Source organism: Herbidospora yilanensis (assembly GCF_001570565.1).
Lineage (GTDB): Bacteria > Actinomycetota > Actinomycetes > Streptosporangiales > Streptosporangiaceae > Herbidospora > Herbidospora yilanensis.
The window spans coordinates 33567-45480 of the sequence record NZ_BBXE01000024.1 but is presented as its reverse complement, the minus strand read 5'-3'; the positions used below and the strand labels follow the sequence as shown (position 1 = coordinate 45480).

Genomic DNA, 11914 nt, shown 5'->3' with positions numbered 1-11914 from the left:
CCGGGCCGGCTGAGGTGCGGATCTCGGCCAAGACCGACTACGCCCTGCGCGCCCTGGCCCAGCTCGCCGCGCACGCCGACCGCCCGGTCAGCTCCGAGGAACTGGCGCAGAGCCAGGAGATCCCCCACAAGTTCCTCGAAGCGATCATGGCGGAGCTGCGGCGCACCGGCCTGGTCGTCAGCCAGCGCGGCACCGGCGGGGGCCACCGGCTCAGCCGCCCCGCCGACCGCATCGTCGTGGCCGACGTCATCAGGGCGCTCAACGGCCCGCTGACCGTCATCCGGGGCGAGTGCCCGCAGGACGTCGACTACGGCCCGCCGTCGGAGAGCCTCCAGGTGGTCTGGGTGTCGGTGCGCGCGGCGCTGCGGTCGATCCTCGAATCGGTCACCCTCGCCGACGTGGTCGCCGGGACCCTCCCCGAGCACATTCGCGAACTGGCCGCCTCCCCCGACGCGTGGGTCACCCACTGGTACGCCAACCCGATGCACACGTCGGGAACCTGACGCGCGACGACGGCCCCGGGGCATCCCCCGGGGCCGTCCCGTACGTCTACTTCCGGCTGAACACCGTCTCCGGGCGGTCCTCCTTCACACCGTCCACGATGATGTCGACGAACTCGTTGTAGAACGCCACGTGGTCCTTGATGCCCGCCGCCGCCGGGATCGGGTCGTGATAGGCCCACGCGATGTCGGCGGGCACGCCCTCGACCGGTTCGCGCAGCGACCAGTAGGAGGCCTCGCCCTTGTAGGGGCAGCGGGTGCTGCTGTCGGTCGGCTCCAGCAGGGCGAAGTCGACGTCGCCCGGGGGCACGTAGTAGCGGGTGGGCAGGCCCGTTTCATACAGGAGGACGGGGTTCCTGGTGTCGGCGACCACACGGCCGCCGATCTCGACGCGGACGTGGCGCGAGCTCGGGATCGGGTCGACCCGCTTGTAGGGGTCGCGGGGGTGCACGAAGATCTCCTCCTCTTCCTCGTACCAGTGGTCGAGAACGGTGCCCTCGTGCCGGAACCAGGCGATCGACACGTGATCGGGCAGTTCGGGGTAGGTGGTCACGACACCCGTGAGGATCTCGCCGTCGACGTCCAGGTTCCCGTCAGAGGTCAGGCCGCGCACGTCGGCGGCCGGGAAGGCGTAGGCGGGCACCGGGTGGTCGGAGCCCCAGACCAGGATCGGGGCCTTGCTGTCGACGACCGTGACACCGCCTCGCACGCCGCGCACCCAGCGGCCGCTCGGCTCCCAGTTGAAGGTGCCGTCGTAGAGCATCAGACCTCCGCCAGTTCCGCGACGTACGGGCGGCCCGCGCGCCAGGCGGCGACCTGGTCGGGGCGGCCGAAGACCTGAAGGTAGTCCTCCACCTGGTTCTTCGCCCGGTCCCACAGCAGCGAGGGCTCGTAGTCGGTGCCGTCCGCGTCGACGAAGGGCGCGAGCGGCTCGATGACCGTGTCAAGCGACGGATGCCAGAACACACCGGTCGATCGCCGCGTCACCGTACCGCCGGCGACGACGCGGTGGCGGCCGGCCCGCAGCCGGTCGTTGGTCCACTTGGCCAGGATGTGGCCCGAGAAGACCTGGAGCGCGCCGGGCACGATCGGGATGGGGATCCAGCTTCCGTCCGGGGCCTGGCCCTGGAGCCCGGCGTAGTCGCCGCGCTGGTGCAGGACCGTCAGGGCCGAGCCGTCGGCGTGCTCCAGGAGGAGCAGCTTGTCGTCGTCCTCCTGGTCGACGGGCCAGGTCGGGTAGTCGTTGACGACGAAGCTCGTGTAGTAGGGGCGGCCGTTCACCGGGAAGGTCTCCACCGGCACGCCGAGGACCTTGGCGTACAGGGCCAGGACCTTCTCGGCGACGCCGACCGAGGCGTCGTGGTAGGCGCGGGCGACCTCGCGCAGGCCTTCGGGCCAGACGTTGGGGTGCTTGTAGAGCTGGGCGTACTCCTCGGACAGGCCCGCCGCGACGGCCTCCTCCACCGAGTCGAACTGGCCGATGTTGAAGCGCTCCAGCTCCAGGCGGCCGAGGTCGTCGGGCCACTGACGCCAGCCCCGGTAGGGGTGGCCGGTGGGGCTGGCCAGCTTGGCCTTCTCCGCGCGCGGCAGTTCGAGGACGGCGCCGATCCGGTCGTGGAAGTCGTCGATCAGTTCCTGGTCGACGCCGTGGTTGACGACCTGGAGGATGCCGATCCGGGTCGCGGCCTCGTGGACGGAGTCGAGCAGGTCCTGCGGGGCGTCGTCGCTGAGGGCGAGCTGAAGGTCGATGACGGTCATGGGGTTCCTCCGAGGGTGGTGTGCGGGTCGGTGGTCACGTGGGCGTTGGGCAGCTCTGCGCGGAACCGTTCGACGGCGGCGTCGTCGAGCCGGCGGCCGCGGACGAGCACGACGGGCGCCTGCACGGAGGCCAGCGGCCCCCACAGGGTCTCGTCGTCGAGGTCGGGCGAGACCGGGAGGTGGTGCCGCCACACCCAGTGGCCGTCGGCCTCGCGGAGCAGTTCGGTGCGGACGTCGTCGTCGGTGCCGGGCCGGTGCTCCTCCAGCCAGGCGCGGGCCTCCTCCGGTGAGGAGTGCGTCCGGTACGCGGGCAGCGTGTCCAGCGTCCCGGGCAGCGTGTCGAGGAGGACCAGCCGCCCGATCAGGTCGGGATGGCGGATCGACAGGGCGATGGCGGTCAGCGCGCCGAGCCCGGCCCCCGCGACGACCTTGCGGCCGGGCGCGAAGGAGCGGATGGCCTCGGCGACCGGGCCGGCCAGGCGGCGCGGCGCGTAGACGCCGTTGTCGCGCCGGTCGGAGCGGCCGTGGCCCGGCAGGTCGACGGCCAGCGCCGGCCGGTCGAGCTCCAGCAGCAGCCGGTCCCACTGGCGTGCGCTGCGTCCGGCCTCATGGAGCAGCACCAGGTCGTATGACGGCTTTCCCCAGGTCAGGCCGCTCACGTGGCCGCCCGTGACGATGCTCACCCAGCGACGCTGGATGTGGCGCGGCCCCGGCGGCCGGATGCCGAGTTGCTGCGCGATTCCGGCGAGCGAGGTGAACTCCCGCTCGGCTACTTCAGTGGACATGACGCCTCCGTTGAGAGGGCTCGTGACCGGCCGCCCGCAGGAGGCCGATCGTGTACGGGTGGCGGGGCTCGCGCAGGATTCGTTCGGCGGGCCCTTCTTCGACGATCCGGCCCCCGCTCATGACCGCGACGCGGTCGGCGAGCTGGCAGACCACGGCCAGGTCGTGGGAGATGAACAGGTAGGACACCCCGGTGAGGGCCTGCTGGTCGGCCAGGGTGCGCAGCACCCCGGCCTGCACGCTCACGTCGAGCGCCGACACCGGCTCGTCGCAGACGATCAGGTCGGGCCGGCCGGCGAAGGCGCGGGCGATGGCGACACGCTGCTTCTGCCCGCCCGACAATCGGTGGGGGCGCACGTCGAGCAGGTGGGGCTCGAGCGCCGCGAGCGCGGCGAGCTCCTCGACCCTTTCCGGCCCGCCGAGGGCGCGGGCCAGGATCGTGCGGACCGTGTGCGACGGGTTGAGCGAGGCGTCGGAGTCCTGGAACACCATCGAAACGCGCCGCCGGGTGGCGGGGTCGCGGCGGCCGACCTCGACGGGCAGCTCGGCGCCGTCGAGGGTGATGACTCCCCCGCCTCGACGGCCGAGGCCCGCGACGGCACGGGCGAGGGTGGTCTTGCCGCTGCCCGACTCCCCCACCAGGCCGACGATCTCGTTGCGCCCGATGCTCAGCGAGACGTCGTCGAGGACCCGGGTCCTCCCGTACGCCCGTGTCAGGTTCCGCACCTCGATGAGAGGTGTGACCTCCTGCCTGCGGTGCGGCAGCGCCGGGACCGGCACCACCGCCCGCGCGCCCGGGTGGTGGCAACGCGCGCCGTCGGCCAGGCCGGGCGGCACGGTCCGGCAGCGGTCGTCGGCGGCGGCGCAGCGGGGCGCGAACGCGCAGCCCGGCGGCGCTTCCCCGGGCGCGGGCGGCTGCCCGGGGATGGCGGCCGGGACGCTGTCCGCGCCGATCCGGGGCGCGCTGTCGATCAGGGCCTTGGTGTACGGGTGCCGCGGCGCCGACAGCACCCGCGCTGCCGGCCCCTCCTCGACGAGGCGGCCCGCGTAGAGCACGCCGACGTCGTCGCAGAGGCGGCCGACCAAGGCGAGGTCGTGGCTGATCAGCACGACGGCCGCGCCGATGTCGGCGCGCAGCGCCCAGATGAGGTCGAGGATCTCGTGTTCGACGGTGGCGTCCAGGCCGGTCGTGGGCTCGTCCAGGACCAGCAGTCTGGGGCGCCCGGCCAGCGCGGCAGCGATGACGACTCGCTGCCGCTGGCCACCCGAGAGCTGGTGGGGATAGCGGCGGGCCGCCTCACCCGGCAGCCGGACCTTTTCCAGCAGGTCGGCCACGTCGCCGCGCGGGCGGCCCTGGACACGGAGCGCCCCGGCGAGCTGCGCGCCGACGCGCATCGTCGGATCGAGCGCCGCCCCCGCCTCCTGGTGGACGACCGCCAGCGACGACGCCCGCCAGGCCCGCAGTTCCCTCGGTGAGAGGGCCAGCACGTCGGTACCGTCCACGCTGATCCGCCCGGCGGTGATGTCGCCACCGGTCCGGCCGAGGGCCCGGCCCAGCGTGGTCTTGCCGCTGCCTGACTCCCCCACCAGCCCGTACGTGCGTCCCGGGGCGACCGTGAACGACACCTCGCGGACGATCTCCACGCCCTGGTAGGCGACCGACAACCCGTCGACGGCGATCATGACCGCTCCCGCCGTCCGCGCAGGGAGTCGGCGGTCAGTGCGATGCCGATCACGAGGGAGGCGATGGCCAGGGCGGGCGCGAGCACCGTCCAGGGGGCGTTGGTCAGCCAGAGCCGGTTGTCCGACACCGAGGCGCCCCAGTCGGGGGAGCCCGGCGGCTGGCCGAGGCCGAGGAAGGACAGGGTGGCCGCCGCGAAGATGGCGTCGCCGAACCGGGAGGTGGCCTCCACCAGGACGGTCGGGCCGATGTTGGGCAGGATCTCCCGGATCGTGGAGCCGCCTCTGAGCCGGGCCGCCTCCACGTAGGCCTTCTCACGTTCGACCAGTGTGGCCGCCCGTACGCTGCGGGCCACGATCGGCGTGAACGCGCCCGCGATGACCAGCACCATCACCGTGACCGACCGGCCCGCCAGCGCCACGAACAACACGGTCGCGATGATGGCCGGGAAGATGGCGACGGCGTCCAGGACGCGCATGACGATCTCGTCGATGATCCCGCCCAGCGTCCCGGCCACCAGCCCGATCGCCGTGCCGAGCAGCACGCCGAGCGCGGTCGCGAACGGCGCCACCTGGAGGACCGGGCGCGCCCCCGCGAGCATCCGGGACAACACGTCGCGCCCGAATTGGTCGGTGCCCAGCAGGTGGGCGCCGCCCGGGGCGAGGAAACGCGACAGCGGGTCCTGCGCCTCCGGGTCGAACGGCGCCAGCACCGGCCAGCACACCGCGACGACGGTCCAGGCCGCGATGAGCGCGACCCCGGCGCCCAGCGCGACCCGGAACCGCCTGCGGGGCCGGGTGACCACCCGGGTGGCGGTGACGCCCGCCGCGCTCACGAGGCCACCGCCCCGAGCCGGACCCGCGGATCGAGCAGCCGGTACGCCACGTCGGCGCCCAGCACGATCACCATGTAGAGCAGCCCGAGCACCATCGCCGCCGACTGCAGCACCGGCAGGTCCTTGTCGACCGCCGACTGCAGCAGCAGCGCTCCGATGCCGGGGTAGCCGAACAGCAGCTCCACCGACACCAGCCCGCCGAGCAGGAACTGGAGCTGCACGCCCAGCGCGCTCGCCGCCGGGACGGTCGAGTTGCGCAGCACGTGCCGCCGCACCACCTGGCCGCGTGTCAGCCCACGCAGCTCGGCGGCGCGCGCGTAGGCGCTCTCCACCGAGACGGCGGTTCCGGCGCGGACGTGCCGGGCGACGTACCCGGTGCACAGCAGCACCAGCGACAAGGCGGGCAGGGCCAGGTGCCACAGGACGGTCAGCGGCCCCGACCCCTCGGGCGCCTGGGCGCCGGAGGGGAACCAGCGCAGGTTCACCGCGAACACCACCAGGAGGACGACCCCGGTGACGAACTCGGGCACCGCGCCGAAGGCCAGCCCACCGACGCTGATCACCCGGTCGGCGGCCCGGTCGTGCCGTACCCCGGCCCACAGTCCCAGGCCCACCGCTACCGGCGCGAGCACCGTGAACGCGACTCCGGCCAGCAGCAGCGACTGGCCCAGACGGCTGACCACCAGGTCCTGGACGGGCACGCCGAGCGTGTACGACGTCCCCCAGTCGCCGGTGAGGAAGCCGCCCAGCCAGTCGGCGTAGCGCTGAAACCAGGGCCGGTCGAGGCCGAGTTCGTCCCGCAACGCCTGGACCGACGCCTGGCTCGCCTCGCGCCCCAGGATGATGCGCGCCACGTCGCCGGGCACCAGCTCCGTGGCGGCGAACACCAGGAGCGACACCCCGAGCAGCGTGAGCGGCACGGTCGCGGCGCGGCGCAGCAGGAAGCCCCTCACAGGACCGTGACCTCGCTGAAGTCGACGTAGCTCGACGGGTGGGCCGCGACACCGGCGACCTTCGCGCCGTTGTAGGCCCGGACGGTGCCCGACCAGACGGAGATGATCACCGGCACGTCCTCGTGCAGCGCCCCGGCGATGATGGCCGCCTGGGCCCGCCGCTCCTCGTCGGTCGTGGCCGCGTCGTAGGCGCGGGCCGCCTCATCGAGGGCCGGGTTGGCGTACTTGGAGCCGTTCCAGACGCCGTCGCTGATGACCATCGGGACGATGAACTGGCTCGGCACCGCGCGGCCCGCCCAGCCGACCAGGTTGGCCGAGGTGAACAACCACGGGGTGTCCTTCTCCTGGTCGCCGCCGTAGAAGTCGGCGGAGGTGCGCTGGTCGAGCTCGACCTCGATGCCCACCTCCTTGAGCTGGGCCTGGATGGTGAGCGCGAGGTCCTTGCCGGGCGGGTCGAAGGTCAGCGCGAAGCTGAGCTTCCGCCCACCGAGCAGTTCGGCGACCTTGGCCGGGTCCTTGGCCCGCTGCGGGAGGTCGGCCGGCGCGGCCGGGAACAGCGCGGCGAACAGGTGGTCGTTGCCGAGCGCGCCGACGCCGTCGTAGATCGTGGTGTTCACGCCGGGGCGGTCGAGGGCGTACGCGACGGCCTGGCGGTTCTCCTTGCGGTCGAACGGCGGCTGGTCGACGCGGAGCGTGAAGGCGGTCAGGCCGGTGCCGGGCACCTGGTCGACCACGATGTCACCGGCGCCCTTGAGCGGGCCGACGAGCTGCGGGCGGCTGAGGATCTGGGCGTCGATCTCGCCGCTTTGCAGGGCGAGCAGGTCGGCCTGGTCGTCGGCGTAGAAGCGGATCTCGACGCCGTCGAGGTAGGGCCGATCCTGCTGCCAGTACTTCGGGTTGCGGGTGAGGGTGGCGCCGGTCGACGCGTCGTATGTGGTGAGGGTGAAGGGGCCGGTGCCGATGATGTCGCCACCGCTCGCGTAGTCCTTCTTCAGGATGAGCGCGTTGTAGTTGCCGGCCGAGACAAGGTAGGGGAAGTCGGAGAAGGCCCGCTCCAGCGTGAACGTGACGGTGCCCGCGTCGGTGGCGGCGACGCCGCCCTCCTTGAGCACGCCGTCAAAGGCCGACAGGGCGGCCGACTTGGAGTCGGGGTCGAGCAGGCGGTCGAACGAGACCTTGACGGTCTCGGCGTCCAGCGGGGTGCCGTCGGAGAAGACGACACCCTGCCGGATCGTGAACACCCAGGTCCTGCCGCCGTCGGAGCTCTCCCACTTCTCGGCCAGGCGCGGCACGAGCGTGAAGTCCTTCTCGAGCCAGATGAGGTAGTCGGCCACCAGTTGCGTGATGGCGATCGCCGTGCCGTCGTACATGGTGACGGGGTCGACCTTGGTCGGCGGCGGCGGCGACCCCGCCTTGAGGATCCCGCCGCGCCTGGGCACCTGGGAGGGCTGGGCGGTGGGCTGGGTCTGGGCGGGACTTTGAGTGGTGGTCGTCCCGGTACCGCAGGCGGCCAGGAGGGCGGTCAGGGCCGTCCCTCCGATGAAGACACGTCGGGACAGGCCGGGAAGGCGGTCGAGGGTGGCGTTACCGGGGAGATCCATGATGCCTACTATTCAAGTAGGTATTAGGGGTTGTCAATCCCCTTATTCTCTATAGGTAGTGCATGAAATATCGGCCCGCCTCTCCGGCACGGGCACCACCACGGTGACCACCACCGGGCTGCCGGTCACCGTCGACGCCACGGCGGTCGCCTCCACCCACTTCGGCGTGGCCGGGCGGGCCGGCGGGAGACCCGGACGCCCCACACTCTGCGGCTGTCCCCCGGCGGCTACTCGTACCTCGCCTTCGGCGGGTCGCCCACAGCCCCGTTCAGGGTGGACGAGTCGGGTTCGGTCGGTTACGAGTCGCAGTACGACACCATGTTCGGCGGCCGGGGCACCGGCACGCCGCGGGCACTCGGGCCGGCCTGGTACCCGGGCCCGAGCGGAGAGACACAGGAGACCACCATGGCCAGCACGACCGCGTCCGCCGACCTCGCCGCCTCCCCCGACCGCGTCTGGGGGCTCATCGGCGGCTTCGGCTCCTTACCCGACTGGCTGCCCTCCATCACGGGCGGCGAACTCCTCGAAGGGGGCCGCGTGCGCCGGGTCACCACCAAGGACGGCGTCGTCATCGTCGAGCGCCTCCAGCACTTCGACGAGCGGGGCCGCACCTATGGCTACTCCGCTCCCGAGCCGCCCCTGCCGGTGCGGGACTACCGCGCCACCATCGCCGTCCACGAGGTTCCCGGCGAACCGGAGAGGTCCCGCGTGGAGTGGACGGGTTGTTTCACCCCGGAGGGGGTCACCGAGGAGGAGGCGGTCGCCGTCGTCCACCGGGTGCTGAGCGGGGGCCTCGACGCGCTGCGGCGGACGCTCGGCGCCTGACGGCGAGGGCCTCCCGGCGTCGCCGGGAGGCCCTCTCACGTCACTGCGGCGCCCAGGGGGCCGCCAGGTTCCACGTGCTGTCGGCCGTCAGGGTCTGGGGGCGGTTCCAGGTGCCGCCCGTGCCGTTCGCCGACCACACCTGGGCGTCGAAGTGGCGCAGGTAGGAGCCCGGATAGTTGATCGACTCCAGGGTCACTCCGCCGCCCTGCAGGCCGGGCCGCGCGCACCACGTCGCGTCCTGGGCGAACAGGCCGCTGCCGTCGTCGGCGTCCATCCGCGCCCGGGAGGCGGCGTGCCGCAGGTACCGTCCCGGGAAGTTCACCGACTCCAGCGAGTAGCAACTGGTGTCGGCCAGGCCGCGCCGGATCGTCCACGTCGCGTCGTTCTTGAGCAGGGTGCCGCTCCCGGCGTCGACGACCTCCGTGAAGCCGAGGCTGTCGGCGTGCCGCAGGTAGCGGTTGGTGAAGCCCCAGGTCTGGACCTGGAGTGAGCGGCGCACGTCCACGGGGAGGATCGTGCCGCTGCGCCACAGGGCGGGGGCCGACACGTCCCAGGTCGCGTCGGCGGTGAAGGCGGCGCCGCCGTCGAAGGGGTTGGGGCCGCTCGCGCGGGCCAGGTAGACGTTGTCGGCGTGGTGGCGCAGGTAGGCGCCGGGGAAGTTGGCCGACTCGAACGAGGTGCCGCCGCCGGACAGGCCGGGGCGGGAGCACCAGGTCGCGTCGGCGGCGAAGGGGCCGCCGGTGTCGGGGTCGAGGCGGACGATCGAGTTGGCGTGCCGGAGGTAACGGCCGGGGAGGTTGACCGACTCGAAGGAGTAGCAGCGCGGGTCGGACAGGCCGGGGACGGTGCGGAAGGAGGCGTCCTGGCGGGGGCCGTCCCCGCTTCCGGTCGTCAGCACGTCGGTGCGGGCCAGGGAGTTCGTGTGGCGGAGGTAGCGGTCGGTGTGGCCGGTCGTCGTGACGCGGAACGAGCGGACGTGGCCGATCTTCAGGTTGGGGGCCGCGTTCTGGTTCCCGGCCAGCGCCAGCAGCGACTGGTGGGCGGCGCGGACCTGGGCGGTGTCGACCTTCTGGACGCGGCGGTCGTAGGTCAGCAGGCCGTTGTACTCGCCCTCCAGGTCGGTGATCTCGGTGTAGACCGAACCGCTGAGGCCCTTCTTCACGACGAGTTCGCGCAGGTCGCGGACCATCCCGGTGTAGCGGTCGTTGAGCTGGGCGGCGCTGGACTGCTGTTCGTACGCGAAGAAGCCGCCGTGCGGGCTGTACTCGTGGCCGGGGGTGCGCAGGCCCAGGCCGCCGAACTCGCCGAGGATGGAGATCCGGGTCGCGGACGGGTCAGGCGCGTCCGGGCCCGTGTAGGCGTGCCAGTCGATCATGTCGCCGTTGCCGGGGTCGCCGAGGCTGGCGCAGCAGTTGAAGCCGCTGTGGCCGTTGACCAGGCGGGTGGGGTCCTGATTCTTGAGGTTCTGGATGATGCGGCGCGTGTCGGCCAGGTTCCACTCGCCCCAGCCCTCGTTGAACGGCACGTACGTGACGACCGCCGGTGAGCTGCGGTGTTCGTCGACGATCTCGCGGGCCTCGGCCTCGAACTGGGCGGCGGCCGAGGCCGAGACGTCCTTGTTGGCGGCCGTCATCGACGGGATGTCCTGCCAGACCAGCAGGCCCAGGCGGTCGGCGTGGTAGAACCAGCGCTGGGGTTCGACCTTGATGTGCTTGCGGACCATGTTGAAGCCGAGGTCCTTGTGCTTCTGCAGGTCGAAGGCGAGGGCGGCGTCGGTGGGGGCGGTGTAGAGGCCGTCGGGCCAGTAGCCCTGGTCGAGGGTGCCGAGGTGGTAGACGAACTCGCCGTTGAGGGTCGGCCGCAGCACGCCGTTGACCAGGCGGGTGCCGACCTCGCGCATGCCGAAGTAGTGGGTCGTCCGGTCGACGGTCTGGCCCGCCGCGTTCCGGAGGGTCAGGCGCAGGTTGTAGAGGAAGGGGTCGTCGGGGGTCCAGCGGCGGGCGTTCGGGACCGGGACGCTGAACTCGGCGAAACCGCCGGTGGCGGTGCCGACCACGGTCGTGCCGTTCAGGGCCTCGGCCAGCACCGTGTGGCCGTTCACGTTCCCCCTGGTGGAGACGCGGACTCGCAGGGAGTTGGCGGCCAGGTTCGCGGACAGGTCGGCGCCGGAGATCGAGGCCGCGGGGGTCGGTTCGAGCCAGACGGTCTGCCAGATGCCGGAGACCGGGGTGTAGAAGATGTTCGACGGGGTGCGGGTCTGCTTGCCGATCAGCGGGTGGCTGCCGTTGTGGGCCGAGTCGGTCGGGTCGTACACCTTGACGACGAGTTCGTTGACGCCGCCGTTGAGCGCGTCGGTGACGTCGAACTCGAAGCGGTCGTAGCCGCCCCGGTGGGTGCCCATCGAACGGCCGTTGACCCAGACGCTCGCCTGCCAGTCGACCGCGCCGAAGTGCAGTTGCACCCGCCGGCCCGTCCAGGACGGCGGGACGGTGAAGGTACGCCGGTAGAAGAGGTGGTAGCGGTTGTCGTTCGCCGGGCGCATGACGCCCGACAGGGCCGACTCGACGGCGAACGGGACATTGACGCGTTCGGGCAGCGTGACGCCGAACTGCGGGGCGTCGTCGGTGGCCGACTGGCGGAGCTGCCACTCCCCGTTGAGGTTCTGCCAGTCGGGGCGGGTCATCTGCGGGCGGGGGTAGTCGGGCAGGGGTGTGCCGGTGAGGGCCTGGCTCGTCCACGGCGTCGACAACGGCGGGGTCTTCGCCGGGATCGCGTGGGCGGGCTGGGCGGTGAACAGGACCGCGAGCAGAACGGCTAAGAGCACTCCTCGTGTACGCATGGCGCCTCTCCAAAGGTGGGGGCTCGTGAAGCGATCACATTGCACCACGGCACCGCACGGCACGGCACGGCGTGCTCGTGGCGCTGCGGCCGCCGCTCGCCGTCCGCGGGGTCTTCGGGCTGGTCCAGGAGGAGTTCGG

10 protein-coding genes are annotated in these 11914 nt (G+C 72.3%); 2 read left to right on the top strand and 8 right to left on the bottom strand.

Features of this window, described 5'->3' with window-relative positions; genetic code table 11:
* Positions 1-14 precede the first annotated feature (14 nt).
* On the top strand, positions 15-503 hold the full coding sequence (locus tag AW273_RS18645) for an RrF2 family transcriptional regulator (RefSeq protein WP_062349609.1): 489 nt from the start codon (positions 15-17) through the stop codon (positions 501-503).
* A gap of 46 nt (positions 504-549) precedes the next feature.
* Here AW273_RS18645 and AW273_RS18640 read toward each other — a convergent pair whose 3' ends face one another.
* The 7 genes from AW273_RS18640 to AW273_RS18610 are packed head-to-tail and all read right to left on the bottom strand — an operon-like array spanning position 550 to position 8111.
* Positions 550-1263: a DUF427 domain-containing protein gene (locus AW273_RS18640; protein WP_062349608.1), complete on the bottom strand. Its 714-nt coding sequence runs from the start codon at positions 1261-1263 to the stop codon at positions 550-552.
* A complete protein-coding gene (locus AW273_RS18635) occupies positions 1263-2258 on the bottom strand; it encodes a 2-oxoglutarate and iron-dependent oxygenase domain-containing protein (RefSeq protein ID WP_062349607.1) in 996 nt (331 codons plus the stop codon). The genes AW273_RS18640 and AW273_RS18635 overlap by 1 nt, the downstream gene beginning before the upstream one ends.
* Positions 2255-3043 carry an alpha/beta fold hydrolase gene (locus AW273_RS18630; RefSeq protein ID WP_062349606.1) on the bottom strand — a complete coding sequence of 263 codons (789 nt, stop codon included), beginning with the start codon at positions 3041-3043 and terminating at the stop codon, positions 2255-2257. The genes AW273_RS18635 and AW273_RS18630 overlap by 4 nt, the downstream gene beginning before the upstream one ends.
* Positions 3033-4724, bottom strand: coding sequence for a dipeptide ABC transporter ATP-binding protein (locus AW273_RS18625; protein WP_062349605.1), 1692 nt, complete (start codon positions 4722-4724; stop codon positions 3033-3035). The genes AW273_RS18630 and AW273_RS18625 overlap by 11 nt, the downstream gene beginning before the upstream one ends.
* A complete protein-coding gene (locus AW273_RS18620; protein ID WP_063910013.1) occupies positions 4721-5557 on the bottom strand; it encodes an ABC transporter permease in 837 nt (278 codons plus the stop codon). The genes AW273_RS18625 and AW273_RS18620 overlap by 4 nt, the downstream gene beginning before the upstream one ends.
* Positions 5554-6510: an ABC transporter permease gene (locus AW273_RS18615; RefSeq protein WP_062349604.1), complete on the bottom strand. Its 957-nt coding sequence runs from the start codon at positions 6508-6510 to the stop codon at positions 5554-5556. The genes AW273_RS18620 and AW273_RS18615 overlap by 4 nt, the downstream gene beginning before the upstream one ends.
* Positions 6507-8111: an ABC transporter substrate-binding protein gene (locus AW273_RS18610; RefSeq protein WP_062349603.1), complete on the bottom strand. Its 1605-nt coding sequence runs from the start codon at positions 8109-8111 to the stop codon at positions 6507-6509. Before AW273_RS18610 ends, AW273_RS18615 begins: the two co-directional genes overlap by 4 nt.
* 273 nt (positions 8112-8384) lie before the next feature.
* Here AW273_RS18610 and AW273_RS18605 point away from each other — a divergent pair, with 273 nt between their 5' ends.
* Positions 8385-8936 (top strand): SRPBCC family protein, encoded by a 552-nt coding sequence (locus tag AW273_RS18605; protein ID WP_198168224.1) that lies wholly within the window; start codon positions 8385-8387, stop codon positions 8934-8936.
* Between the two features lie 40 nt (positions 8937-8976).
* Here AW273_RS18605 and AW273_RS18600 read toward each other — a convergent pair whose 3' ends face one another.
* A complete protein-coding gene (locus AW273_RS18600) occupies positions 8977-11775 on the bottom strand; it encodes an AbfB domain-containing protein (protein ID WP_062349602.1) in 2799 nt (932 codons plus the stop codon).
* Positions 11776-11914: the final 139 nt, after the last annotated feature.

Bases quoted from the DNA above. Each gene is read 5' to 3' on its own strand.
- AW273_RS18600 (WP_062349602.1), bottom strand. From the start codon at position 11,775: ATGCGTACACGAGGAGTGCTCTTAGCCGTTCTGCTCGCGGTCCTGTTC.
- AW273_RS18635 (WP_062349607.1), bottom strand. From the start codon at position 2,258: ATGACCGTCATCGACCTTCAGCTCGCCCTCAGCGACGACGCCCCGCAG.
- AW273_RS18640 (WP_062349608.1), bottom strand. From the start codon at position 1,263: ATGCTCTACGACGGCACCTTCAACTGGGAGCCGAGCGGCCGCTGGGTG.
- AW273_RS18625 (WP_062349605.1), bottom strand. From the start codon at position 4,724: ATGATCGCCGTCGACGGGTTGTCGGTCGCCTACCAGGGCGTGGAGATC.
- AW273_RS18610 (WP_062349603.1), bottom strand. From the start codon at position 8,111: ATGGATCTCCCCGGTAACGCCACCCTCGACCGCCTTCCCGGCCTGTCC.
- AW273_RS18630 (WP_062349606.1), bottom strand. From the start codon at position 3,043: ATGTCCACTGAAGTAGCCGAGCGGGAGTTCACCTCGCTCGCCGGAATC.